Source organism: Lysobacter sp. FW306-1B-D06B (assembly GCF_038446665.1).
Classification (GTDB): Bacteria; Pseudomonadota; Gammaproteobacteria; order Xanthomonadales; family Xanthomonadaceae; genus Lysobacter_J.
Window position 1 is genome coordinate 4,200,191 of sequence record NZ_CP151802.1, and the last position, 24,168, is coordinate 4,224,358.

At 68.9% G+C, this 24,168-nt stretch carries 21 protein-coding genes; 10 read left to right on the forward strand and 11 right to left on the reverse strand.

Annotated elements, in window-relative coordinates:
- Positions 1-8: 8 nt before the first annotated feature.
- From AAFF32_RS19415 to AAFF32_RS19435, 5 genes are all read right to left on the reverse strand, one after another.
- Positions 9-1,028 (reverse strand): glucokinase, encoded by a 1,020-nt coding sequence (locus tag AAFF32_RS19415; RefSeq protein ID WP_342316064.1) that lies wholly within the window; start codon positions 1,026-1,028, stop codon positions 9-11.
- 136 nt (positions 1,029-1,164) lie between these two features.
- Positions 1,165-3,300, reverse strand: coding sequence for an ATP-dependent DNA helicase RecG (gene recG, locus AAFF32_RS19420; protein ID WP_216964092.1), 2,136 nt, complete (start codon positions 3,298-3,300; stop codon positions 1,165-1,167).
- 197 nt (positions 3,301-3,497) lie between these two features.
- Positions 3,498-5,909 carry a TonB-dependent receptor gene (locus AAFF32_RS19425; RefSeq protein ID WP_342316065.1) on the reverse strand — a complete coding sequence of 804 codons (2,412 nt, stop codon included), beginning with the start codon at positions 5,907-5,909 and terminating at the stop codon, positions 3,498-3,500.
- Between the two features lie 73 nt (positions 5,910-5,982).
- Complete coding sequence (locus AAFF32_RS19430) at positions 5,983-7,131, reverse strand: SO2930 family diheme c-type cytochrome (protein ID WP_342316066.1); 1,149 nt, start codon at positions 7,129-7,131, stop codon at positions 5,983-5,985.
- A complete protein-coding gene (locus AAFF32_RS19435) occupies positions 7,128-8,393 on the reverse strand; it encodes a parallel beta-helix domain-containing protein (RefSeq protein WP_342316067.1) in 1,266 nt (421 codons plus the stop codon). The genes AAFF32_RS19430 and AAFF32_RS19435 overlap by 4 nt, the downstream gene beginning before the upstream one ends.
- A 210-nt stretch (positions 8,394-8,603) precedes the next feature.
- Between AAFF32_RS19435 and AAFF32_RS19440 the strand changes: the two genes are divergently transcribed.
- The gene (locus AAFF32_RS19440) at positions 8,604-9,656 is read left to right on the forward strand and encodes an AraC family transcriptional regulator (protein WP_342316068.1); all 1,053 of its coding nucleotides are present in this window, start codon (positions 8,604-8,606) and stop codon (positions 9,654-9,656) included.
- 68 nt (positions 9,657-9,724) lie between these two features.
- Complete coding sequence (locus tag AAFF32_RS19445; protein WP_342316070.1) at positions 9,725-10,435, forward strand: hypothetical protein; 711 nt, start codon at positions 9,725-9,727, stop codon at positions 10,433-10,435.
- 52 nt (positions 10,436-10,487) lie between these two features.
- On the opposite strand, the gene AAFF32_RS19450 is transcribed toward AAFF32_RS19445, so the two are convergent.
- The 5 genes from AAFF32_RS19450 to AAFF32_RS19470 form a co-directional block, all read right to left on the reverse strand.
- Positions 10,488-10,871, reverse strand: coding sequence for a RidA family protein (locus AAFF32_RS19450; RefSeq protein ID WP_216964109.1), 384 nt, complete (start codon positions 10,869-10,871; stop codon positions 10,488-10,490).
- 109 nt (positions 10,872-10,980) lie between these two features.
- Positions 10,981-13,179 carry a bifunctional (p)ppGpp synthetase/guanosine-3',5'-bis(diphosphate) 3'-pyrophosphohydrolase gene (locus AAFF32_RS19455; RefSeq protein ID WP_216964111.1) on the reverse strand — a complete coding sequence of 733 codons (2,199 nt, stop codon included), beginning with the start codon at positions 13,177-13,179 and terminating at the stop codon, positions 10,981-10,983.
- Positions 13,180-13,425: 246 nt separating this feature from the next.
- A complete protein-coding gene (gene rpoZ / locus AAFF32_RS19460) occupies positions 13,426-13,725 on the reverse strand; it encodes a DNA-directed RNA polymerase subunit omega (RefSeq protein ID WP_216964113.1) in 300 nt (99 codons plus the stop codon).
- A gap of 132 nt (positions 13,726-13,857) precedes the next feature.
- Complete coding sequence (gene gmk / locus AAFF32_RS19465) at positions 13,858-14,484, reverse strand: guanylate kinase (RefSeq protein WP_342316071.1); 627 nt, start codon at positions 14,482-14,484, stop codon at positions 13,858-13,860.
- A 133-nt stretch (positions 14,485-14,617) separates the two neighbouring features.
- On the reverse strand, positions 14,618-15,478 hold the full coding sequence (locus tag AAFF32_RS19470) for a YicC/YloC family endoribonuclease (RefSeq protein ID WP_342316072.1): 861 nt from the start codon (positions 15,476-15,478) through the stop codon (positions 14,618-14,620).
- Positions 15,479-15,544: 66 nt separating this feature from the next.
- Between AAFF32_RS19470 and rph the strand changes: the two genes are divergently transcribed.
- From rph to pepQ, 8 genes are all read left to right on the forward strand, one after another.
- Positions 15,545-16,309 carry a ribonuclease PH gene (gene rph / locus AAFF32_RS19475; protein ID WP_216964120.1) on the forward strand — a complete coding sequence of 255 codons (765 nt, stop codon included), beginning with the start codon at positions 15,545-15,547 and terminating at the stop codon, positions 16,307-16,309.
- 3 nt (positions 16,310-16,312) lie between these two features.
- On the forward strand, positions 16,313-16,702 hold the full coding sequence (locus tag AAFF32_RS19480) for a VOC family protein (RefSeq protein WP_342316073.1): 390 nt from the start codon (positions 16,313-16,315) through the stop codon (positions 16,700-16,702).
- Positions 16,699-17,310: an RdgB/HAM1 family non-canonical purine NTP pyrophosphatase gene (gene rdgB / locus AAFF32_RS19485; protein ID WP_216964124.1), complete on the forward strand. Its 612-nt coding sequence runs from the start codon at positions 16,699-16,701 to the stop codon at positions 17,308-17,310. The genes AAFF32_RS19480 and rdgB overlap by 4 nt, the downstream gene beginning before the upstream one ends.
- A 6-nt stretch (positions 17,311-17,316) precedes the next feature.
- Positions 17,317-17,610: an antibiotic biosynthesis monooxygenase family protein gene (locus tag AAFF32_RS19490; protein ID WP_216964126.1), complete on the forward strand. Its 294-nt coding sequence runs from the start codon at positions 17,317-17,319 to the stop codon at positions 17,608-17,610.
- Positions 17,611-17,634: 24 nt separating this feature from the next.
- A complete protein-coding gene (gene hemW, locus AAFF32_RS19495; protein WP_342316074.1) occupies positions 17,635-18,837 on the forward strand; it encodes a radical SAM family heme chaperone HemW in 1,203 nt (400 codons plus the stop codon).
- Between the two features lie 248 nt (positions 18,838-19,085).
- Positions 19,086-21,335 (forward strand): DUF1631 domain-containing protein, encoded by a 2,250-nt coding sequence (locus AAFF32_RS19500; protein ID WP_256448124.1) that lies wholly within the window; start codon positions 19,086-19,088, stop codon positions 21,333-21,335.
- A complete protein-coding gene (locus AAFF32_RS19505; RefSeq protein ID WP_342316075.1) occupies positions 21,335-21,697 on the forward strand; it encodes a PilZ domain-containing protein in 363 nt (120 codons plus the stop codon). Before AAFF32_RS19500 ends, AAFF32_RS19505 begins: the two co-directional genes overlap by 1 nt.
- A 233-nt stretch (positions 21,698-21,930) precedes the next feature.
- Complete coding sequence (pepQ, locus tag AAFF32_RS19510) at positions 21,931-23,247, forward strand: Xaa-Pro dipeptidase (protein WP_342316076.1); 1,317 nt, start codon at positions 21,931-21,933, stop codon at positions 23,245-23,247.
- A gap of 256 nt (positions 23,248-23,503) precedes the next feature.
- Here the strand turns inward: pepQ and AAFF32_RS19515 are convergent, their stop codons facing one another.
- Positions 23,504-24,022, reverse strand: a complete 519-nt coding sequence (locus AAFF32_RS19515; RefSeq protein WP_342316077.1) for a macro domain-containing protein — start codon at positions 24,020-24,022, stop codon at positions 23,504-23,506.
- Positions 24,023-24,168 lie beyond the last annotated feature (146 nt).

A 24,168-nucleotide genomic window follows, 5' to 3' on the forward strand; every position in this document is an offset into this window, starting at 1 on the left:
AAGTCGGGTCAGAAGCCGGAGTGACGCTCGTAATACCAGGCCGCCGCGCCCACCAGTCCGAGCTGCCCATGGTCCACCAGCCACACCGGCACGCGCGCCAGCACTTCGCCCAGCACGCCCTTGTTGCGGAAACGCTGCGCGAAGTCGCTTTCGAGCAGGAAGGGACGGATCTGCGCGGGAATGCCGCCGGCCAGATACACCGCGTCGGCGCCGAAGGTCAGCGCGAGGTCGCCTGCCAGGCTGCCCAGCAGGCCGCAGAACATGCGCAGCGCCTCCTGCGCGTGCCGATCGCCGCCGGCCTGGGCGGCCGTGACGATCGCTTCCGGCGTGTCCAGGCGCGGCGTGGCGCCGTCGATCTCGCACAACGCGGTGTAGGTGTTGACCAGTCCGGGTCCGGAGAGGACACGTTCGTTGTCGACGTGCGGCCAACGTTCGAGCAGGCGCGCGATCAGGGCGAGTTCGCGCGCGTTGCCGGCGGCGAGCGAGGCATGCCCGGCCTCGCTGGCGAGCACGCGCAGCGGAACGCCCTGCTGCAACGTGCGGGGCAGGCACAGCGATGCACCGAAACCGGTGCCCGGGCCCAGCACCAGCGCCGGCCCCTCGCCCGCCTGCAGCGGGCCGCAGACGCGCGTCATGGCGGCCACGTCGATGTAAGGCATGGCGCAGGCCACGGCCTCGAAATCGTTCAGCAGCGCGAGGTAGGCGATCCGTGCCTCGCGGCGCGTGCGCTCCACCGACACCGGCCACTGCAGGTTGCTGTTGATCAGCGTGTCGCCTTCCAGCCGACCGGCGATGGCGACCACGGCGTGGGTCCTGTCAGCGCCGTGGGCGGTAACGAAGTCGTCGATGATCGCCGCGAGCGAGGGGAATTCGCCGCAGGCATAGCGATGGTAGGCAAGCACGTCGACTTTGCCGCCGGGCCGGACCTGGACGAGACCCAGGCGGGCGTGCGTACCGCCGACATCGGCGGCGATGAAGGGTTGGGCATCGTGCCGCCCGACGGGATGTTCGGTTGGAGCGGGAATCACGATCGGCGGCATCGGAACGGACGGAGGGCGTTCATGATGCCCAATTCGGCGAGGGGGCGTCAGTCCGGGCCTTCACACGACGGGCGAGGAGAGGCCCGATTCTCGGCCCGGCTGCCTCCAAACAGCGCAGCGCCCCTTACGCCGAGGCGAAGCGGACCGCGCCGCCGACCCAGCGCGCGACGATGCGCTCGGCCAGTTCCGGCGATTCGCGCAGCAGCCGCTCGCCCAGCTCATGCACCTGCGGAAGCAGGTCCGCATCGCGCGCCAGGTCCGCCACGCGGAATTGCGCCAGGCCGGTCTGGCGCGTGCCGAGCAGTTCGCCGGGGCCGCGCAGTTCCAGGTCCTTCTCGGCGATGACGAAGCCGTCGTTGGTCTCCCGCATCGTCTCCAGACGCTGCCGCGCCATCTGCGACAGCGGCGCCTGGTAGAGCATCACGCAGCTCGACGCCGCGCTGCCGCGGCCGACGCGCCCGCGCAACTGGTGCAGCTGCGCCAGGCCCAGGCGCTCGGCGTTCTCGATGATCATCAGCGAGGCATTGGGCACGTCGACGCCGACTTCGATGACGGTCGTCGCCACGAGCAGGCCGATCTCCCCGTCCTTGAACGCGCGCATGGTCGCCTGCTTCTCGGCGGCTTTCATGCGGCCGTGGACGAGGCCGACGCGCAGCTCGGGCAGGCGCTTGGACAGATCCTCGAAGGTGGACTGCGCGGCCTGCGCGACGACTTCGTCGCTGTCGTCGATCAACGTGCAGACCCAGTACGCCTGGCGGCCCTCGGCGCAGGCCTTGCGGATGCGTTCGACCAGTTCCGGCCGGCGCTCGGCGCTCAGCGCCACCGTCTGCACCGGCGTGCGGCCGGGCGGGAGTTCGTCGATGGCCGAAACGTCCAGGTCCGCATACGCGGCCATCGCCAGCGTTCGCGGGATCGGCGTGGCGGTCATCACCAGCTGGTGCGGAACGATGGCGTCGCCGTTGCCGCCGCCCCCGGTGCCCTTGTCGCGCAGCGCCAGGCGCTGGTGCACGCCGAAGCGGTGCTGTTCGTCGACGATGGCGAGGGCAAGATCGCGGAACGCCACGCCTTCCTGCATCAGCGCGTGCGTGCCCACGACGACCTGCGCCTCACCGGAAGCCACTTCCTCCAACACCTTCGCGCGCGCCTTGCCGGTGACCTTGCCGGCCAGCCACGCCACACGCACGCCCAGCGGTTCCAGCCATCCGCGCAGGTTGTTGAGGTGCTGCTCGGCGAGCAGTTCGGTGGGCGCCATCAGCGCGGCCTGCTTGCCGGCGTCCACGGCGTTCATCGCGGCCAGCGCGGCGACGACGGTCTTGCCGCTGCCCACGTCGCCCTGCACGAGGCGCAGCATCGGATGCGGCTGGGTGAGATCGGCCTGAATCTGCGCGAACACGCGCTCCTGCGCGCCGGTCAGCGCGAACGGAAGGCGCTCGCGCAGCTTGCCGGCCAGTACGACGTCGCGAAGCACGGGCGCGGCGTGCGCCTGTTGTGCGATGCGCTGGCGACGCAGGCTCAGGTGGTGGGCGAGCAGTTCTTCCAGCGCCAGCCGGCGCTGTGCGGGATGACGTCCGGCCAGCAGCGCGGCGACATCGGCGTCCTGCGGCGGGCGATGCACGGTCAGCAGCGCTTCTCGCAGCGACGGCACGCGTCCGCCGCCGGGCAGGCGGAAGGCGTCGCGCAGTTCGCGCGGCAACAATTCCAGCGCATCCTCGTCGGGCAGGCGGTCGAGTGCCTGGCCGATCAGTCGCCGCAGCGACACCGGACCGAGCCCTTCGATCGCCGGATACACTGGGTCCAGGCTGCTCCCGAGCGCATCGTCGCCGGCGTCGTCGAGCAGGCGATAGCTGGGATGCACGATCTCCAGCCCGTGCTGGCCCGGCCGCGGCGTGCCGTAGCAGCGCACGCGCGCACCGACCTGGAATTGCGCCACCTGCGCCGCGCGGAAGTGGAAGAAGCGCAGGACGAGCGTGCCGTGCGAGTCGTCGCCGATCGCCACGCGCAGCATCGGCCGGTAGCGGAAGCCACGCTCGACCGCCTCCACGCGACCTTCCACCTGCGCCGCTACACCGGGCTGCAGCAGGCTGACCGGCGTGATCGCCGTGCGGTCCTCGTACTGGCGGGGAAGCTGCAGCCACAGGTCCTGCAGCGTGGCCAGCCCGCGTGCGGCGAGCTTCTCGGCCACGCGCGGCCCGACGCCCTTCAGGGCGCTGATCGGCTGCTGCTGGAGATCGACGGACAGCCCGCCCTTGCGAATCGGCATCGCGAAAGGATGCCGTGAAAGGCGCGGTTCGACAAAGAGGGGAATGGCGCGGTGGGGTGTCGGTTACTCCCTCCCCTGCGTGCAGGGGAGGGTTGGGGAGGAGTGCGAAGCCGCATCGCGGCGAGCTCGGCGCTGTCGCGCCTTACTGCCCCCTCCCGACCTCCCCCTGCAAGCAGGGGGAGGAGCCAAACACCCGATCAGAAGTTCGCCGAGAACTCCACGCCGTACGTGCGCGGCTGCGTCAGGCGCGCGCCGACGGCGCCCAGCACGGTCATGCCGTAGGTGCCGAAGGAATTCACGTACTGGTTGTCGAGCAGGTTGTTCCCGTACACCGCGAAGCCCCAGTGGCCGTTCGCCGAGGTCCAGCCGATGCGCGCATCGAGGATCTCCTGCGCCTCGCCCGCCTCGGCCTGGCCGAAGCGGCCGCAACCCAGCACCGACACCGACTCATCGTTGCTGCGGCACTTGCCCACGTACGAGTAGCGCATCGCCGCACGCACGTCGCCCGCATCCGCCAGACGCCAGACGTAGTTCGCACCGGCCGCGAACGACCACTCCGGCGCGCCCGTCGGCTGGTCGCCCAGGTCCACGCCCTGCGGGTTCACGTAGGTCTTGTACGTGGAATCCAGGTACTCGGCGTTGAAGTCGAAACCCAGACCGTCGGTGGCCTGCCAGCGCAGGTCGAAGTCGACGCCGTAGGCTTCCTGGTCGGACGTGTTCACGACGAAGCGCGGAATCTCCGTCGTCATGTCCAGCGTGACGGCCTGGCGGTTGTCGTAGACGTAGTAGAACGCGGAGACGTTGTACGCCAGTCGGTAATCCGGCAGCGCATGCTTGATGCCGGTCTCGAAGTTCCACACGTCCTCGTTCTCGAACTCGCTGCCGATCTGCAGCGCGTTGAAGCCGCCGGCCTTGTAGCCCTTGGCGAGCGAGGCGAAGCCCATCAGGTCGTCGTTGAAGTGGTAGTCCAGGACGAAGCGCGGGCTCCAGTCGTCCCACGACTTGCTGGAACGGTTGAGCACGCCCTTGTTCGCCACCGCCGGCGGATCGATGAAAGCGATGTCGAACACCAGCGCTTCCAGCGGGATGCCGGCGGCATCGAGGAATCCGATGCGGTCCAGCAGCGCCAGCTGCGCGTCCAGCTGCGGTGCGCTGCGCAGGTCGTTGAACCAGGTGAAGTCCTTCTCGTCACGCGTATAGCGCAGGCCGACGGTGAGGTTGAGCTTGTCGTTGACATGCCAGATCACGTCGCCGAACGCCGCGTACGCCTTCGTGTCCAGCGAGTTCACGAACTTCTCGTTCCACGGCAGGCCGGTCAGGTCCACCGGAATGCCGAACATGTTCGCCGCCATCGTCAGCGGGCCGTACAGGCCGCCCGGCGCCAGGCCGAGGTTGTTGGCGATGGTGTCCACCGAATCGGTGAGCGCGTTGACCTCGCTCGTCTGGTCGGCGTCTTCCTGGAAGTAGCTCAGGCCGGCGACCCAGTCGATGCGGTCGCTGGAACCGGCGAACTTGAACTCCTGGTAGAAGTTCTCGTTGCTCTCGGTGTTGGTCGAATCGACGTAGAGGTAGCTGAGGTTGGTGCCATCTTCCTCCACGCGGTTGAGCGAGTCGTACTGGTGCCACGCGGTCGTGGAAGTCAGGCTGAAGCCGCCGAAGTTGTGGTCGACGATGAGCGTGGCGCCGTCGAAGGTGCGCGTCTCCGCGTCGGGCGCGTCGGTCATGTACGGCTGGTTTTCCGGATCCAGGAACGAATCCGGATCGGCCGGCGCCGTCGGCAGCGCGGGCAGGCGCGGGATCGGCACGATGCCGGTGGTGGCCTGGCCGCGCTGGTCGAGGCTCTCGTGGTCCCACGTAATCCACGCCCGCGTGTTGTCGCCGAAGCGCGTCTGGAACGCGGCACGCGTGGCCCAGTTGTCTTCCGGCGCCAGGTCCTCGCCGGTGACCGCATCGCGCACCCAGCCGTCGGAACTGTTGAAGATGCCGTTGAAGCGGAAGGCCGAGTCATCGCTCACCGCGATGTTCGCCATGCCTTCGAAGTAGGTCTTGTTGTCGTTGCCCAGGCGCAGCTTGCCGCGCGCATGGTTGCCGTCGGTGTCGGGCCGGTGCGTGATGATCGAGATCGCGCCCGCCGCGGTGTTGCGGCCGAACAGCGTGCCCTGCGGGCCCTTCAGCACTTCGATGCGCTGCACGTCGGTGAACGGCAGCAGCACGCCGCCGCCGCGTCCGGCGTAGACGCCGTCCACGTACACGCCCACGGCCGGATCGGTGCCGATGCCGAAGTCGTCGGTCTCGATGCCGCGCAGCTGGAAACTCGGCTGCGTCGGCTGCAGGCTGTTGATGCGCAGGCCGGGCACGAAGCTGTCGATGTCGCCCAGGTCCTCGGCGGCGACGTCGTCGATCAATTGCTGCGTGACCACCTGCAGCGCGATCGGCACGTCGAGCAGTTCCTGCTCGCGGCTCTGCGCGGTGACGGTGATCGTGTCCAGCTGCGTGGCGTCCGGCGTGGCGGTGGCCTGCGCGAACGTAAGCGGCGCGGCCGCGACGGCGAAACATCCAAACAGCGCGCGACCCAGACCGAGCGCGAGCCTGCTCTTGCGTGGCGACATCGGAACTCCCCTCCCAATGACTTTCTTGTTGTATTGACGTCGCGCGGCCCTGTCCGCGCGACGCATGTCGGTGTTACTTCAGTGCAACGTGCGTGCCATCGCTGCTGCAGCTGCCCAGCCACGCGGAGATCCAGTCGCGGACCAGCGCGACGCCCTCCTCGTGCACGGTGCTGCGCCCCACTTCCGGCATCATCGCGCCCGGATCCAGGCTGTTCATGCGATACACCAGGATCGAATCCTGAGGCCGGCCCGGCACGATGTCGAACATGTGGTCGCCCGTGCCCTGCCCCGCCGCGACCGGCGGCTTGCACAGGCCGAGCCGCCGCGCGTCGTGAGTACCGGCGTCGAGCCACAGGCCCGAGGTGTCGGCCGCGCCGACCTGGCTGTGGCAGTGGCCGCAATTGACGTCGAGATAGGCTCGCGCACGCGCTTCCAGCGGCGCGGCGGGATCATCGAAACGCGCGTTGTGCGGAACGCCTTCGCCCGGCAGTCCCTGCAGGCGATTCGTCGCGACCATGCGCGCCAGCTGGTTCTGGCCGGGATGCCATGGATCGTCGCGGTTGAGGTGGCGCGCCTTCGGACCGATCAGGTGCAGCTCGCGCGTGGTGTTGTTGGTGACGTGGCAGCCGGCGCACTGGTTCTCGTCTGGGACCATGTAGGCGAAGGACGTCTTTGCGCTGCCGTCGGGCTTGTGCATGGTCAGCGGCACGGTGTCGCCGGCGCGCGCCAGCGTGGCCTGCGTCTGTTCCTCGTTCCACACGTACGGCAGCGCCACCCAGCCGGTCTGGCGACGCACGAGCAGGCGCGTCTCGATCATCCGCACTTTCGTCAGATCCAGGCCGTCGCGGGTTTCGCCGGCCTGCTCGGCCACGCGCAGGACCGCGCCGTCGCCGGCGCGCGGGTAGTAGAACGTCTTGCTGATGATCGTGCCGACCGGGAAGTCGAACGCCGCGTCGGCCTGGTACGTCGCCTTCGTGCCGGGCGGCATCCAGATCGTGCGCAGCTTGTGCGCGTAGTCGCTGAACAACGCGGTATTGAGCGCGTACGGCTCCACGCCCGCGTTGAGGCGCAGGCGCTTGCCGTCGGCGGCGAGCACGTGCCATTCGCTCAACGTCGCCGGCTGGCCCTGGGCATGGAACTGCACCGGCGCTTCGCTGCGCTTGCAACCGATGAGGGACATCGCGGCCACCAGCACGGCCGCCTGGATCACGAACCGCTTCATGCCGACGGTGCTGCCTTCGCGGCGGTCGCCGCGGCTTCGCCCGGAAGGGTCACCACCGGCAGCGGCGGCAGCGTGCAGCGCACCTTGTCGGTGACGACGCTCGGGTTCTTGTACTTGTTGGGACCGTCGGCGTTGAGCGTCTGCGCGGCGCCGTTGTCGATGCACACCTGCGCGCCGCCCGGGCGCTGCGCGTTGACGTAGCCGTCCCACAGCACGTCGGGCAGGCGGCCGTTGAGACCGAACATCGCCACCTTCAACGCCTTCAGGTCCAGGCCGTCGGGCTTGTCGCCGCCGCCCTTGAAGCGGTTGCCGTGGATGGCGATATCCTCCGGGTACGGATCGAACAGCTTCGACACGCCCTTTTCGGTCATGTAGCCGGTGGAGAAGTAGCTGGACACGATCACGTTCGCTGTCTGGTTGTCGGCGATGTCGTTGTCGAAGATCTCGACCTTGTCGTTGGAGTTGATGACGATGCCCGATCCGGCCGGCACGCTCGCCACCGCCGCGCCCTTGGCGGCGAAGTTGTCGGTGTTGTTGGCGATCACCTTGTTGCGATACACGCGCGTGGTGTGCCCCGGCTGCGGCAGGTTGGGCATGTTGAACACCAGGATGCCGCCGGTGTTGTCGGTGGCGGTGTTCTCGTAGACGTCGGCGCCGATGGTGTTCTCGATCTCGATGCCGGCCACGTTGCGTTCGGCGCGATTGCGGCGCACGACGACGTTCTTCGACTGGCCCACGTAAATGCCGGCATCGGAGGCACCGATCGCGACCGAGTCCTCGATCAGCACGTTGGACGTCTGCACCGGATAGATGCCGTACGCGCCGTTGCTGGTCTTCGGGCCGCCCGTCCATTCCACGCGCACGCCGCGGATGGTGATGTTGGCGCCTTCGTTGATCTTCAGGCCGTCGCCCTTGGTGTCCTCGATGGCAAGGTTCTCCAGGGTGAAGTCGCCGGCGTTGACCAGCAGGCCTTCGGCACCGGCCTTCTGGTCCTTGAAACTGAGGATGGTCTTGTCCATGCCGGCGCCGCGGATCGTCACGCCGTTCACGCGCAGCGTGAGGCTGCGGTCGAAGGCGTGGCGGCCGGCGGGGATCTCGATGACGTCGCCGGGCTTGGCGTCCAGCAGGCGCTCGATCAGCACCTTCTGGAACTCGCTGTTCAGAGGCCCGGGACTGGCCGCAGGCGCGGCCGGTTGCTGCTGACAGGCGGCCAAAGCCACCAGCCCCACGGTGACTGCCACGCCAAGCACGATCCGCTTCATCCGACTCCCGTCCTCTTCGCGCGGCGCTGGCCGCGACCTGTCCGTGCGGCGCTGCGCCGCGAATGCCCCCTCCGGACAAGGGACCACGCCGGACCCTGCGGCGTGGCCCGCCCCCCGGACCCGTTCGGGAGTCTGTGACGATCCGGCAATCCCGGTGGAGGGCAAAGCCGGCATACTCAGGGGGGGAAACCGGACAAGCTACGCCAGCGTATGCCGAGCCAGCACATCAACGACGACGCCCGACTCAACACCGCCACCATCAAGAGCGGCATCGTCGCCGGCCTCGTTGCGATGGCGCGGGAGCACGGCGTCGCCAGCGAACCCTGGTTCTCCGGGCTGCGCCTGGGGCCGGCGGCGTTCGATGGCGAAACGCCTGTCTATCTCTCGTACCGCCAGGCGGGCCAGATCATCCGCCGCGCCGTGCGCAGCCTGCCCGTGCGCGGCCCCGGGCTGGTGCTGGGCGAACGCCAGACCATCGGCCACTTCGGTCTTCTCGGCCTGGCGATGCTGACCGCGCCGCGCTTCGCCCAGGCGCTGCAACTGGCGATCAAGTACGCACCGATCACCGGAGCGATGGTGGAACTGGAACTGGACGAGTACGACGACGGCGCGATGGGCGTGATCGCGCGCATGCACAGTGCCGACGCGGAGCTGGAGCCGTTCCTTTGCGAGGAACTGTTCGCCAGTTCGCTGATGCTGTGCCGCGGACTGCTCGGCGCGGAGTTCCGGCCGCGCTTGCTCGAACTGACCTACGCCGCACCGTCGTACGCCAGCGACTACACGCACCTGTTCGCCTGCGAAGTGCGCTTCGATGCACCGCGCAACCGCGTCGTCATCGACCCGCGCTGGCTGCAGGCCACGATGCCCGCCGGCAACACCGCCAGTGCGCAGCAGATCATCGCGCTGTGCGAGGAGCAGATGCCCGCCGGCCAGCCACGCAGCGAAATCGTGGCGGTGGTCGAACGCCTGCTGCGCCAGCGCTTGGCCGACAACCCGCGCGAGGTCGAAATCGCCGCCGAACTCCACCTCACCGAGCGCACGCTGCGTCGCCAGCTCCACGCCGCGCAAACGACGTTCAGCGAACTGCACGACCGCGTGCGCAGCGAGTCGGCGCGTGCGCTGCTGGCCGATTCGCGCGTGAGCATCGCGCACGTGGGTGCGGCGGTGGGCTTCAAGGATGCGCGCGAGTTCCGGCGAGCGTTCAAGCGCTGGACGGGCGTGGCGCCGCGGGAGATGCGCGCCGGGGAGAAATCCGGCGCGTAGCCTGCGCTTGCGTCGCTTCGCGGGGCCGTGCATAAGGACGCATCGGCGCATCGCACCCGGGGACACGGATGAACCGCTTCATCGAGATCGCACGCGCCCGCACGCGACTTGAGCGCTACGGCTGGCCTCGCCTGCAGATGTCCGTGATCGTGCTGGTCACCGGCGCGGCCGGGCTGCTCGCTTCGTTCCTGCTGCTGGCCGGCGGGTTGGAATCGATGCTGCTGCGCTATCCGCTGGCGGTGCTCATCGCCTACGGCGTGTTCCTCGTGCAGATGGCGGTGTGGACGCGCTGGGGAAGCGATGCCTCGGATACCCTGGATCTGACGGACCTTCCGACCGGGCGCACCGGCGGCGGCGGCTGGTCAGGGAGCGGCGGCCACTCGGGCGGTGGCGGCGCGTCTGCATCGTGGGGGCCTTCGTCCGGAGCGGGATCCTCGTCCAGCTCCAGCGGGGTGGATCTTCTTGATGGGGTGGACGGCGACGGCCTGCCGCTGCTGGTCCCGATCGCGCTCGTCGCCGTGGTGTGCGTGATCGCGGCGGGCTGGGTGGTGTGGACCGCGCCGGCGCTGATGGCCGAGCTCATGGTCGACGCCGCCATCGCCGGCGGCCTGTACAAGCGCATGCGCGGCACGCAATCGGAAGGCTGGTGGTGGCTGTGCGTGCGGCACACGTTCTGGCCGCTGCTGGGAGTGCTGCTGTTCTTCGTCGCGCTCGGCGTGGCGGCGAAGGTTTACGCGCCGCAAGCGACGACGCTGATGCAGGCGCTGCAGGCGCTCTGATCGGGACTTGCATCGCGCGGACGGAAGCTCCGCCCACGCGATGCGCGCGGAATCAGTCCAGCACCATCACCGCATCCACCTCGAAGCCGGCGCCGCGCGGCAGGCCGGAGACTTCGACGGTGGAGCGCGCCGGGTACGGCGCCTTGAAGAATTCGCCCATCACCGCGTTGACGGCGGCGAAGTTGCCCAGATCCGTCAGGTAGAGCCCCAGGCGCACGACATCGTTGAGCGAGCCGCCCGCGGCTTCGCACACGGCCTTGAGGTTCTCGAACGAACGGCGCGCCTGCGCGGCGATGTCGCCTTCCACCAGCAGGCCGGTGCTCGGGTCCAGCGGAATCTGGCCGGAGAGGTACACGGTGTCGCCGGCACGCACGGCCTGCGAATACGGGCCGATCGCGGCCGGCGCCTTGTCGGTCTGGATGATCTGGCGGGACATGGGTGGTTTCGGGATTCGAGATTCGGGATTGGAGATTAGATCAAAAGCGAGGAGCGGGTGCTGCTGCGCTCTTGCGAATCCCTAATCCCGAATCCCCAATCCCGAGGCCTCACATCCGCTGCACGCCCAGCACCACGTTGAGCCGGCGCACGCGTCGCATCACGTCGGCGAGGTGGCGGCGGTCGCTGACTTCGATGGCGAAGCGCATGACCGCGACGTTGGCGTCGCGTTCGATGTACTCCACGCGGTCGATGTTCGACTCCGCCTCGGCGATCGCGGCGGCGACCTGCGCCAGCGAGCCCGGGCGGTTGTCGACTTCGATGCGCAGCGCGGCGGCGAAATCGCCGGCGACCTGGCGGTCCCAGCCGATCGGCACCCAGCGGTCGGGCGACTTGCGGTAATCGGCGACGTTCGGGCAATCCAGGCGGTGCACCACGATGCCCTTGCCGGCCGTGTGGTAGCCCATGATCTCGTCGCCGGGAATCGGCAGACAGCAGTTGGCGAAGCTGATCACGCCGCGCTCGGCGCCTGTGATCAGGATCTTGTCCTGCGACATCGGCAGCATGCCGGCGGTCGGGTCGCGCAGCGGTTTGCCCGGCGCTTCGCGCGCGAGCGCCATCGCGACCTGCTGCGGCATGCGGTTGCCCAGCGCGATGTCCGCCAGCAACGCCTCCAGGCGCGGATAGCGGAACTCGCCCAGGTACGCATCCAGGCGTACCGGCGGCACGCGGTCGAGCGAGATGCCCAGCGCTTCCAGCGCGCGATCGAGCATGCGATGGCCCAGCTGCACCGCGTCCTCGTGTTCGAGCTGCTTGAGCTGCTGGCGGATCGAGGTGCGCGCCTTGCCGGAGACCACGAACTCCAGCCACTGCGGCTTCGGCGAGGACGATTTGGCGGTGATGATCTCCACGCGCTGGCCGCTGGCCAGCTTGGTGCGCAGCGGCACCAGCTTGCCGTCCACACGCGCGGCGACGGCCTTGTTGCCCACGTCGGTATGCACGGCGTAGGCGAAATCCAGCGCGGTGGAGTTGCGCGGCAGCGACATGATGTCGCCCTTGGGCGTGAACAGGTAGACCTCGTCCGGGAACAGGTCGACCTTCACGTTCTCCAGGAATTCCAGCGACGAACCGGTGGCGCGCTGCGTCTCCACCAGGTTGGCGATCCAGCTGTGCGCGCGGCTCTGCGCGCTGTTGGGACCGTCGCCGCCGTGCTTGTAGGACCAGTGCGCGGCAATGCCGCGCTCGGCGATGAGGTCCATTTCCTCGGTGCGGATCTGCACTTCGATCGGCGAGCCGTAGGGGCCGAACAGCACCGTGTGCAGCGATTGGTAGCCGTTGGCCTTCGGGATCGCGATGAAGTCGCGGAAGCGCGAATCCAGCGGCTTGTACGCGGCGTGCACGACGCCCAGCGCGTGGTAACAATCCGGCACTGTGCGCACGACGATGCGGAAGCCGAACACGTCCATCACCTGCGCGAAGGTTTTGTGCTCGGCGCGCATCTTGGTGTAGATGCTCCACGGCGACTTCACTCGGCTGACGAGGCGGTGCATCAGCTTTTCCTTCGCCAGCCGCTGCGCGAGTTGCGCTTCGATCTGCACCAGCGACTCGCGCCGCACCACCGGCTGCGTGCGCAGGCGTTTCTCGATCACCGCATGGCGCCACGGATGCAGCGCGCGGAAACCCAGGTCCTGCAGTTCGGCCTTGATCAGGTTCATGCCCAGGCGCTGGGCGATGGGCGCGTAGATCTCCAGCGTCTCGCGCGCGATGCGGTGGCGCGCTTCCATGCTCTGCGCGCCGAGCGTGCGCATGTTGTGCAGTCGGTCGGCGAGCTTGATCAGGATGACGCGCAGGTCGCGCGACATCGCCAGCAGCATCTTGCGGAAGCTCTCGGCAGCCGCCTCCTGGCGATCGCGGAACTGGATCTTGTCCAGCTTGGTGACGCCGTCGACCAGCTCCGCCACGGTCTCGCCGAACTCGCTGGCCAGGCCCTCGCGCGTGAGCGGCGTGTCCTCGATGGTGTCGTGCAGGATCGCGGCGATCAGCGTTTCGACGTCCAGTCCCTGGTCGGCCAGCACCTTCGCCACCGCGACCGGGTGCGTGATGTACGGCTCGCCCGACTTGCGCGTCTGCCCCGCGTGCGCGGCCGCGCCGATCGCCCAGGCGCGGCGCAGCTGGGCGCGCTGCTCATCGGGCAGGTAGTCGGCGGACTGTTCCAGCTCGCGCACGTAGTCGGGCACATCCGCGTCGTCGTGGACGGGAGGTACCCGCAGCGTGGAGGCAGTAATCGGCGCGGGCTGGGCGGGGGTCATGGATGGAATCTAAGCGCGGGGCAATGTGCACGCAATGCGAGACGGCTCCATTGACTGAATGGGGTCCGGTGTTCGCCAGGCAAGGAGCAGGAACGGGCCGGCATGCCGGGATCCCCCGCTGGCGATCTCGCGGGATCGCGAAAGTGGAACCGGGGTCGCGCGCGCAGCGCCCCATACGCAAACGGCCCCGCCGAAGCGGGGCCGTCGAAGCTGCATGGCCGATGGAAAACCGGCTGCAGCGGGGTATCAGTCGTCGCCCTTGGACAGGTCGTCGTCGGCCACCACTTCGGCCGCGGCCCATTCCAGCGCCTCGCGCTCCTTGCGCTCGCGCTCGGACTTCTCGACGGCGTCGATGTAGTCGGTGTCGATGCGGCGCGCGGCGATCTCACGCAGCGCCAGCACGGTCGGCTTGTCGTTGGCTTCGCTGTTGTCCAGCTGCGGATCCACGCCATTGGCCAGCTGACGGGCGCGCTTGGCGGCCATCATGACGAGTTCGAAGCGGTTGTTGACCACTTCCAGGCAATCTTCAACGGTGATGCGGGCCATGGGGCTCCTGGCGGCCGGCGGGCCGTCCATACAGGCTTTAAGGGACCGCAGAGTGTAGCCGTGCGCCCTTGCGGTGGCAAGCGCGCCCTTTCGAATCAGTCGCTTACGGGCGAATACCGCCCGAATCGGGCCTCAGACGCCCGGATCGTCCGCCAGCAGGGCCGTGATCAGGCGCGAATGGCGGGCCACCTGCTGGTCGCGGCGGACCCGGCTGGCGATGAAGATCGAGCACATCTCGCCCACCGCGGTCTCGAAATCCTCGTTGACGATGACGAAGTCGAACTCGCCGTAGTGCGACATCTCTTCGCGCGCGGCGGCCAGGCGCTGGGCGATGACTTCCTCGCTGTCCTGGCCACGATTGCGCATGCGCTGCTCCAGCGCCTGACGCGAAGGCGGCAGGATGAACACGCTGACCGCATCGGGCACCTTGTCGCGCACCTGGCGCGCGCCCTGCCAGTCGATCTCCAGCAGCACGTCCTTGCCGGACGCCAGTTGGGGTTCGACCGACTGCCGCGCCGAACCCTTCCAGTCGCCGTGCACCAGCGCGTGCTCGAAGAAATCGCCGGCGGCGACCATGTCCTCGAACTCCTGCGCACTGACGAAGTGGTAATGCTCGGCATGCCGCTCGCCCGGACGCGGCTTGCGCGAGGTGAACGAGATCGACAGGCAGATGTTCGGATCGCGCGCCAGCACGGCGTTGACGATGCTGGACTTTCCGGCGCCCGAAGGGGCGGCGACGATGAAGAGGGTTCCGCGCATGGTTGGCCGGGATTCGATATTCGGGATTCGGGATTCGCAAAAACGAAGCGCTTGCGTCGGTGATGCTGTCGTCGGGGTGGGTTCCCGGCCTCCGCTGTTGCGAATCCCGAATCCCCAATCCCGAATCCCGGCCTCACTCGATGTTCTGTATCTGCTCGCGCACCTGGTCGATCAGCACCTTCAGCTCGACGGCGACCGCCGAGCTGCGCGCGTCCACCGACTTGGAGCCCAGCGTGTTCGCTTCGCGGTTGAATTCCTGCAGCAGGAAGTCGAGGCGGCGGCCGACGGCTTCCTTCAGCTTGAGCACGCGGCGCGCTTCGGAGACGTGCGAGTCGAGGCGGTCGAGCTCCTCGTCCACGTCCAGCTTCTGCAGCCACATCACCAGTTCCTGCTCCAGGCGGCCATTGTCGAGCGGCTGGGCGAGGTCGGCCAGGCGCGTCTCCAGCTTGGTGCGCTGGCCGGCGCGGATCTGCGGCATCAGCGTGCGCACTTCGGCGGCGAGCGAGGCGATGCCGTCGATGCGCTCGGAGATCACCGCAGCCAGCTTGGCGCCCTCGCGCTCGCGGGAACGCACGAATTCGTCCAGCACCTCGTCGAGCAACGCCAGCGCCTGCGCCTGCAGCGCGGCCGGATCGCCGGCGTGCGTCTGCAGCACGCCGGGGAACTGCAACAGTTCGGTCAGTTCGGTGCGCAGGCGCGGGAAGCGGGACTCCAGATCCATCGCCAGTTCGCTCAGCTCGCGCAGGCGCGCGTTATTGAGCTGCAACGCACCCTCGCCTTCCGGCGCGCGCAGGCGCAGCGTCAGGTCGATCTTGCCGCGCGCCACGCGTCCGGAGACGCGCTCGCGCAGGGCCGGCTCGAGCGCGCGCAGTTCGTCGGGCAGGCGCAGGCCGAGCTCGAGGAAACGGTGGTTGACCGAGCGCAGCTCGCAACCGAGCGTGCCCCAGGGCGTGGAGCGTTCGCCGCTTGCGAAGGCGGTCATGCTGCGGATCATCAGGAAATCCAAGGCCGACAGGGAGCGAATGGTAAACTCGCGCGCCCTCTAAACGGTAATTCGGTCATGTCCGGCTCGCCTGTCGCCCCCTCCGCCGGCTCCCCGGCCACCGTCGCCCGCCCCAGCGGCCGCGCGCCCGCGCAGATGCGCGAGGTCCGCATCGAACGCGGCTTCACCCGCCACGCGGAGGGCTCGGTGCTGGTGTGCTTCGGCGAAACGCGCGTGCTGTGCACCGCCACCGTGGAGAACAAGGTGCCTCCGTTCCTGCGCGGCAAGGGCGAGGGCTGGGTCACGGCCGAGTACGGCATGCTGCCGCGCGCCACGCATTCGCGCTCCGACCGCGAGGCCGCGCGCGGCAAGCAGGGCGGGCGCACGCTGGAGATCCAGCGCCTGATCGGCCGCTCGCTGCGCGCCTGCATCGACCGCAAGCTGCTGGGCGAACGCACCATCACGCTGGACTGCGACGTCCTGCAGGCCGACGGCGGCACGCGCACGGCGGCCATCACCGGCGCCTACGTGGCGCTGGCCGATGCGGTGCGCTGGCTGATGGCGCGGCGCGAGATCACGCGCGATCCGATCTTCGGCGCCGTCGCCGCGGTGTCGGTCGGCGTGTATCGCGGCGTGCCGGTGCTGGACCTGGACTACGCCGAGGACAGCGACTGCGACACCGACATGAACGTCGTCATGAACGACGGCGGCGGTTTCATCGAGTTGCAGGGCACGGCCGAAGGCCACGCCTTCCGTCGCGATGAACTCGACGCGCTGACCTCGCTGGCCGAAGCGGGCATCGCCGAACTGATCGTCAAGCAGCGCGAAGCGCTGGCAGGCTGAGCCATGAAGCGCTTCGTCGCCACCGTCACGCTCGTCGTGGACGACTACGACGAGGCCATCGCGTTCTACACCGGCGCGCTGCGCTTCGAACTGCTGGACGACATCGACCTGGGCGGCGGCAAGCGCTGGGTGCGTGTGGCGCCGAGCGGCGCCGAATCCGCGCTGCTGCTCGCGCAGGCCGATGGCGCGGAGCAGCGCGCGAGCGTCGGCAACCAGACCGGCGGCCGTGTCGGCTTCTTCCTGCACACCGACGATTTCGCGCGCGACCATGCGTCGATGCTCGCGCACGGCGTGCGTTTCCTCGAATCGCCGCGCCACGAGCCCTACGGCACCGTGGCGGTGTTCGAAGACCTGTACGGCAACCGCTGGGACCTGCTGGAGCCCAAGGCGTGAGCGCCGCATCCGAACGCTGGGTCATCGCCAGCAGCAACCGCGGCAAGCTGGCCGAGATCCGCGAACTGCTGGACGACAGCGGCATCGAGATCGTCACGCAGGGCGAACTGGGCGTGAGCGACGCCGACGAGACCGGCCTGACCTTCGTCGAGAACGCGCTGCTGAAAGCGCGAAAAGCCGCACGCGAAACCGGCCTGCCCGCGCTGGGCGACGACTCCGGCATCTGCGTGGATGCGTTGGGCGGCGCGCCCGGCCTTTACTCGGCGCGCTATGCCGGCGAGCACGGCAACGCGGAGGCGAACATCGACAAACTGCTGCACGCGCTGCGCGACGTGCCCGATGCGCAGCGCACCGCGCACTTCTATGCGGTGATCGTGCTGCTGCGCCACGCCGAGGACCCGCAGCCGCTGATCGCCGAAGGCATCTGGCGCGGCCGCGTGCTGCGCGAACGGCGCGGTGCGGGCGGGTTCGGCTACGACCCGGTGTTTCTCGATCCGGAGCAGGGCTTGTCGGCGGCGGAACTGGATGCCGAACTGAAGAACCGCATCAGCCACCGCGGCCTCGCGCTGGCCGCGCTGCGACGCCAGCTGCTGGACGCGGCGCGGTAGACGGACGTGCACGTCATCGTCTGGGAGTACGAGGTTCGGCCCGGCTCGGAAGCCGCGTTCGAAGCGATGTACGGCGCCGACGGTGACTGGGTCGCGCTGTTCCGGACGTTTCCGGGCTACCTGGGCACCGAGCTGCTGCGCGGCGACGGCCGCTACCTCACGCTCGACCGCTGGCGCAGCGAGCAGGACTACACTGCCTTCCGCGCCCACCTGCCGTCGCGCTACGCCGAACTGGACGCGCGCGGCGACGCCCTGACGCTCACCGAACGCCCGCTCGGCACGTTCCACGCCGACGACTGACCTTTCGCTCCACGCCACGCCCACGTGCTCACCACGCCGCCCCTCTCGCTCTACGTCCACCTGCCCTGGTGCGTGCGCAAGTGCCCGTACTGCGATTTCAATTCGCACGAAGGGCGCGGCGCGCTGCCGTTCGACACCTACGTCGATGCCCTGCTGGCCGACCTGGACTACGACCTGCCGCTGGTCTGGGGTCGCACCGTGCACTCGGTGTTCTTCGGCGGCGGAACGCCGAGCCTGTTCCCGCCCGAGCACATCGACCGCTTCCTGCAGGCCGCCAGCAGCCGCCTGCGCTTCGCGCCGGGTTGCGAGATCACGCTGGAAACCAACCCCGGCACCGCCGAGCACGGCCGCTTCGAGCTCTACCGCGCCGCCGGCGTGAACCGCCTGAGCTTCGGCATCCAGAGTTTCGACGACGACAGCCTCAAGCGCCTGGGCCGCATCCACGACAGCGCCGAGGCCGAGGCGGCGGTGAAGCTGGCGCAGGACGCCGGCTTCGACAACTTCAACCTGGACCTGATGTACGCCCTGCCCGGGCAGACGCTGGCGATGGCCGAGCACGACCTGGCGCGCGCCTTCGCCCTGCAGCCCACGCACGTCAGCCACTACCAGCTGACGTTGGAGCCGAACACCGTCTTCGCCGCGCGCCCGCCGCGCGACATCCCCGACGACGACGCCAGCTGGGACATGCAGGAGCACTGCCAGGCGATGCTCGCGCAGGCGGGCTACGCGCAGTACGAAGTCAGCGCCTACGCGCAGCCCGGCCGGCAGTGCCTGCACAACCTCAACTACTGGCAGTACGGCGACTACCTGGGCATCGGCGCGGGCGCGCACGGCAAGATCACCCTGGGCGCCGAACAGGACATCCTGCGTCGCTGGAAGGTCAAGCACCCGACCCAGTACCTCGCCCGCGCCGGGCATGCCGAGGCGATCGGCGGCGACGACCGCATCGCCCCGGACCGGCGCGCGTTCGAATACATGCTCAATGCGCTGCGACTGGTGGACGGGTTCTCGCTCGACGCTTTCGATGCGCGCACCGGGCTGCCGCGTTCGACCATCTCCGCGCAACTCGATGCTGCAGTCGCGCAGGGGTGGCTGGCGATCGACGGTGATCGCGTGCGTCCGACCGAGCTCGGCCGGCGCTTCACCAACGACGTCATCGAGCTCTTCCTCGACGGCGGGACCGGGACCACGTCCGCGCACGAAGTGGCCGGCTACACGGTGGTCTGATCGTCGCGGAAACACGGCATTCGCCGCGCATTCCTTCGAAAGTGGCGCTTCGCTCCCGCGCCGGCAGGGCGGTCGCGGCCGCTCGGATTGTCCAGTGGACAATCGCGTTCGCCGGGTCACGCTGGCCGCTGTTTATCTCTCGCGCCGTTTCATCGAGTGGTCGCCCCCTGAGGGACCGCCTGAGCGGCAAGGCTGGCGGGGCACGATGGGCCGATGCATGATCGTCCCGATCGACACGGTGATCCCGCATGTCCGCAACGTTCGAACCTCTTGGCAGTTCGATCCCTCGCCCTACCCTCGCCTCGGCCGCGCTGCCCAGGCGCGTGCGGCGAGTGCTCGAGCATCTCTACGCGCTGGTCTCGGACGAAATGTCCCGCCAGCTCGAGGCGATGCTCGGCGAGTTCGAGCAGCAACTTTTCAAGCACGCCGACCTGGCGCGCAATCCCGCGCAGCAGGCCAGCCACCTTGAAACCCTGCGCACCACGCGACTCAACCGCGCCGACCTGGTACCGCGCTTCCTGGCGCTGGTCGAGAGCGAGCTGACGACGATCCGCGATCCGATCGCCGCGCCCGTAGAGGGCGACGGCGCCGTGCCGGCCTTCCGCGACCTGCGCCTGGTCGAGCACGGGGAGGTCGACGAGGCCAACCAACTGCACACCATCGCCGCGCGCCAGGAATCCCGCGCCGGCTTGCCGCTGCTGCTGCTCGGCCAGCGCTTCGGCGTGCTGGCGGGGCAGCCGGCCTTCGATGCGGAGCGGCTGCCGGTGGGGCCCTATGCGCTGGGGCGCATCCTGTCCGAGGCCGCGCACGCGCTGCAGATCAGCGCCGAAGCGCGACTGCATCTGTACAAGGTCTTCGATCACCAGGTCATGACCGGCTACGCCCAGCTGGTGGAGACGATGAACGCCCTGCTCGCGCGCGAGAACGTGCTGCCGAGCCTGTCGTTCGTGCCGGTGCGTCCGCGCTCGCCGCAGCGGCAGGACGCCCCGCGACGCGGCGGCGACCCGACCGATGCGGCCCCGGGCCGCCAGCGACCGATGACCGCCTGGCCCGGCCAGCCCGACGACGATCCGTCGAGCCCGGCGATGGAGGACGAGGCCTTCGCGCTGTTGCAGCAGTTGCTGTCCGCGCGACGCGACCTGGTGGGCAAGCTGCGCCCCGGCTCTGACAGCGGCGCGGCGCGGCCCACGCTGACCCGGGATGAATTGGTCAACGCGCTGGCCTCGTTGCAGGACCTGCCGCTGCACCAGAGCCCGCCGCGCAACCTCACCGACGTGCGCCAGACGCTGCTCGCGCAGGCGCGCCAGCAGCGTGGCGAGGCGGCATTCCTGTCGCGCGACGACAGCGATGCCTTCGAGCTGCTGGACCTGTTCTACAACGAGATCGGCCGCGAACTGCGCACCGACGCCGCAGTCTCCACCCTGCTCAACCGCCTGCAGGTGCCGCTGGTGCGGCTGGCGCTGCAGGATCGCGGCTTCTTCGTCCGCAACGAACATCCGGCACGCCAGTTGCTCAACGCCGTCGCCGAGGCGGGCGCGCACTGGGTTCCCAAGGACGAAACCGACCCGCAGCTCAACGACCAGCTGCGCCGTGCGGTGGACCACGTCGTGGAGAACTACGACGGCGACCCCGGCGTGTTCGAGAACGCCAACCGCCAGCTGCAGGACCACCTGCGTTCGATGGCGCGCAAGGCGGAAGTCGCCGAGCGCCGGCACGTCGAAGCCGCGCGCGGCAAGGAGAAGCTGGTGATGGCCAAGCGCCAGGCCAGCGAGGCGATCACCGGCATCATCAGCGACCAGAAACTGCCGCGCTTCGTGCAGACGCTGCTGAGCCAGGCGTGGACGGACGTGCTCACCCTGACCCTGCTGCGCAGCGGCGAGGATTCGGAGGAATGGCAACGCCAGTTGGCCGCGACGCGCGAGATCGTCGCCGCCAATGTGGCGGGGCAACGCGGGCAGGTCACGCATGCACTGGGCGAGGACATCGAGGCCGCGCTGACGCAGGTCGGCTACCACGTCGAGGACGCCGGCGCGATCTCGCGCCAGCTCGTCACCGGCGCGGCGGCGGCCAATGACGACGACGCCGCCTCGCGCACCGAACTGGCGCTCAAGCTCAAGGCGCGCACCCGCCTGGGCACCGAAGAAGCGCCTGCACCGAAGCTTCCCGATCGCTCGCCCAAGGAACAGGAGTGCTGGCGCCACCTGCGCACGCTTCCGTTCGGGACGTGGTTCGAGTTCGACCTGGGCGAAACCGGCGAGGTCGTGCGCCGCCGCCTGTCGTGGTTCAGTCCGGTCACCGACAACGCGCTGTTCGTGAACCAGCGCGGCCAGCGCGTGGCGGAGCAGTCGCTGGACAGCCTCGCGCGGCACATGTCCGCCGGGCGCGTGCGTATCGTCACCGAAGAAAAGAGCCGGTTGGTGGATCGCGCCTGGAGCGCCGTGATGGGCGCACTCGGCCAGCTCGTCGGACACAACAGCACCTCGGAGGCTCACGCATGATGGAAGAGTTCCGCCGCGCACGCCGCCGTGCGATCCAGGACCCGGTCCAGGTCGTCGACACCATGACCGACACCGTGATCGGCCAGCTCAGCAACTTGTCGGAGACCGGCATGCTGCTGATCGCGACCACGCCACTGGTGGAGGACGGTCTGTACCAGCTGCGCTTCAACCTGCGCGGCGCCCCGCACCAGAACGGCTATTCCAACAGCGCGCCGATCGAAGTCGGCGCGCACCTGCTGTGGCAGGACGACACCAGCACGCCGGGCCAGACGTGGTCGGGCTTCCGCTTCATCACCATGCTGGAGAGCGAGCTGCAGCAGCTTCGCCACTGGCTGGAATCCGGGCACGGCAAGCCGATCTGAACAGGCCGCGTGCCGCGCGCCGCGCATGAGGCGCGCCTGAGTCTCCCTCCCCTGCGTGCAGGGGGGTGCGGATGAGTCGCGAAGCCGCGCAGCGGCGAGCTCCCTGTACGAACGTTCGGCGCATACGCGCCTCACACCCCCTCCCAACCTCCCCGTGCAAAGCGGGGAGAAGCAGAATGCCCGCGGCTTTGCGGCAGAATAGGCGCAAGAAATTCGCCCCAGACCGCATTCGAATGACCACTGTCGCCGAGCTTTACCCGCACCACCTGTCCCAGCTGCACCGCCGCACCGAGCAGGCCCTGGCCCGCGGCGGCTTCGAGCATCTGGTCGTGCCCAGCGGCACGTCGCACTACCAGGTCTTCGACGACCGCGACTACCCGTACGCGGTGAACCCGCAGTTCAAGGCCTGGCTGCCGCTCACGCGCGCGCCGGGCAGCTGGCTGGTCGTCACGCCGGGCCAGAAGCCCAAGCTGATCTTCCTGCAGCCGTTCGACTACTGGCACGTCGTGCCGTCGGCGCCGAGCGGTTACTGGGTCGAGCACTTCGACATCGTCGTCATCCGCACACCGCAGGAAGCGCTGCAGCACCTGCCGGCGAATCCGGCGCGCTGCGCGATCCTGGGCGAGCCGCTCAGCGCGGTCGGCGGCTTCGTGCCGAACAACCCGGCGCCGGTGGTGAACTACCTGGAGTACCACCGCGCGTTCAAGACGCCGTACGAAATCGAGATGATGCGCCAGGCCACGCGCCGCGGCGTGCGTGCGCACCGCGCGGCCGAGCGCGCGTTCCGCGCCGGCGCGAGCGAGTTCGGCATCCACCTGGTCTATTGCCAGGCCGCCGCGCAGGACGCCAACGACCTGCCGTACAGCAACATCATCGCGCTCAACGAGCACGGCGCCGTGCTGCATTACACCGACCGCGACGTGGTCGCGCCGCAATCGCCGCGCAGCTTCCTCATCGACGCCGGCGCCGCGCACCACGGCTACGCCTGCGACATCACGCGCACCTACGCGCACGATGCCGGCAGTGAGTTCCAGGCGATGATCGACGCCGTCGACGGCGCGCAGCTGAAGATGTGCGACCAGGTGCGCGCGGGCGTGGACTACAGGCAGATCCACCTCGACGCGCACCTCGCGCTGGCGAACGTGCTGAAGGACTTCGGCATCATCAACGTCTCGCCCGAAGCCGCCGTCGCCACGGGTGTGAGCAGCGCGTTCTTCCCGCACGGCATCGGCCACGGCATCGGCCTGCAGGTGCACGACGTGGCCGGCTTTGCGGCCAGCGACGAAGGCGGCACGATCGCCAAGCCGGACGGCCATCCGTACCTGCGCCTGACGCGCGTACTGGAGCCTGGCATGGTGGTGACGATCGAGCCGGGCCTGTACTTCATCGACATGCTGCTGGACGAAGTGAAGAAGAACGGCCACGGCGACAGCATCGACTGGGCGCGCGTGGACGCGTTCAAACCCTTCGGCGGCATCCGCATCGAGGACGATGTGGCCTGCACCGATGTGGCGCCGTTGAACCTCACGCGCGAGGGGTTCGCAGCCTAGCTGCGCACTGCCGCGTAGGCTGCGAACGACCGGCCATGGATGGATGGCCGGGCCGGGCGATCCGAAGCCGGCGCGCCATCGCCATGGCAGCCGTGCGTCTTCGATGCCGAACTGCCGGAACAAGGGCCCCGCACCCGGAGCTCCTCGTAGCCCGGGTAAGGCCGTAGGCCGCACCCGGGGCGCGGGGCGGCAGGGTTCCCGGGTGCGCTTCGCTTACCCGGGCTACGGGGCTACGGGGCTACGGGGCTGGATCGACTCAAGCCGGCGAAAAGTCCCGCTGCGCGCTCAATCCTTCGTTCGCCGCCACGTCCGCGTGGTAGGTCGTGTAGACGATCACCGGAATCCCGAGTTCGCCCAGGTGCTGCTGCACCAGCGGCCGCACGTCCACCCATTCCAGGCCGCCCACGCCGGTCGCCAGTCGCGGCAACGCGAGGCTGCGGATGCCTTCTTCGCGCACATGCCGCGCCAATGCCTTGAGCGAGTGACTGACGTTGAGCAGGCTCGCCTTGCCCGCATGGCCGCGATGCATGTCCTGCGTCAGCAGGTTCACGATCTCGATGCGCCGGCCGCCCTCGTCCACGCCGCTCCACGCCCAGATGTCGCCGGGTTCCAGCGGCTCGCGGCGCATCGCGTGGCGATAGTCGCGCACCATCGACGGCCACCGTTCGCGCAGCGCCAGCGCCAGTCCGCTGTCGAAATGATCTTCCGGCGCGATGCCGTGTGCGATGACCTGCGCGTTCGTCAGCAGCAGATCGCCTTCCACTTCTTTGAGCATGGTCTGTCTCCTATGGGAACCGGACACCGCGTTCGACGGCGGTGATGGTTCGACCATAGGCTTCCGCGGACGCGGCTGTTTGATGCGGATCAAAGCGGTTGCGCGGTGCGGTTTACTGCGACGCGCCCCCCTCTCCCTGGTCGCCT

What these genes read in the sequence shown, in the direction of transcription:
- AAFF32_RS19425 (WP_342316065.1), bottom strand. Translation starts at nt 5,909, where the DNA reads ATGTCGCCACGCAAGAGCAGGCTCGCGCTCGGTCTGGGTCGCGCGCTG.
- AAFF32_RS19455 (WP_216964111.1), bottom strand. Translation starts at nt 13,179, where the DNA reads ATGACCCCCGCCCAGCCCGCGCCGATTACTGCCTCCACGCTGCGGGTA.
- AAFF32_RS19435 (WP_342316067.1), bottom strand. Translation starts at nt 8,393, where the DNA reads ATGAAGCGGATCGTGCTTGGCGTGGCAGTCACCGTGGGGCTGGTGGCT.
- AAFF32_RS19515 (WP_342316077.1), bottom strand. Translation starts at nt 24,022, where the DNA reads ATGCTCAAAGAAGTGGAAGGCGATCTGCTGCTGACGAACGCGCAGGTC.
- AAFF32_RS19440 (WP_342316068.1), top strand. Translation starts at nt 8,604, where the DNA reads ATGCCGAGCCAGCACATCAACGACGACGCCCGACTCAACACCGCCACC.
- rph (WP_216964120.1), top strand. Translation starts at nt 15,545, where the DNA reads ATGTCCGGCTCGCCTGTCGCCCCCTCCGCCGGCTCCCCGGCCACCGTC.
- AAFF32_RS19430 (WP_342316066.1), bottom strand. Translation starts at nt 7,131, where the DNA reads ATGAAGCGGTTCGTGATCCAGGCGGCCGTGCTGGTGGCCGCGATGTCC.
- AAFF32_RS19470 (WP_342316072.1), bottom strand. Translation starts at nt 15,478, where the DNA reads ATGATCCGCAGCATGACCGCCTTCGCAAGCGGCGAACGCTCCACGCCC.
- AAFF32_RS19480 (WP_342316073.1), top strand. Translation starts at nt 16,313, where the DNA reads ATGAAGCGCTTCGTCGCCACCGTCACGCTCGTCGTGGACGACTACGAC.
- AAFF32_RS19445 (WP_342316070.1), top strand. Translation starts at nt 9,725, where the DNA reads ATGAACCGCTTCATCGAGATCGCACGCGCCCGCACGCGACTTGAGCGC.
- rpoZ (WP_216964113.1), bottom strand. Translation starts at nt 13,725, where the DNA reads ATGGCCCGCATCACCGTTGAAGATTGCCTGGAAGTGGTCAACAACCGC.
- AAFF32_RS19505 (WP_342316075.1), top strand. Translation starts at nt 21,335, where the DNA reads ATGGAAGAGTTCCGCCGCGCACGCCGCCGTGCGATCCAGGACCCGGTC.
- recG (WP_216964092.1), bottom strand. Translation starts at nt 3,300, where the DNA reads ATGCCGATTCGCAAGGGCGGGCTGTCCGTCGATCTCCAGCAGCAGCCG.
- AAFF32_RS19500 (WP_256448124.1), top strand. Translation starts at nt 19,086, where the DNA reads ATGTCCGCAACGTTCGAACCTCTTGGCAGTTCGATCCCTCGCCCTACC.
- AAFF32_RS19450 (WP_216964109.1), bottom strand. Translation starts at nt 10,871, where the DNA reads ATGTCCCGCCAGATCATCCAGACCGACAAGGCGCCGGCCGCGATCGGC.
- gmk (WP_342316071.1), bottom strand. Translation starts at nt 14,484, where the DNA reads ATGCGCGGAACCCTCTTCATCGTCGCCGCCCCTTCGGGCGCCGGAAAG.
- pepQ (WP_342316076.1), top strand. Translation starts at nt 21,931, where the DNA reads ATGACCACTGTCGCCGAGCTTTACCCGCACCACCTGTCCCAGCTGCAC.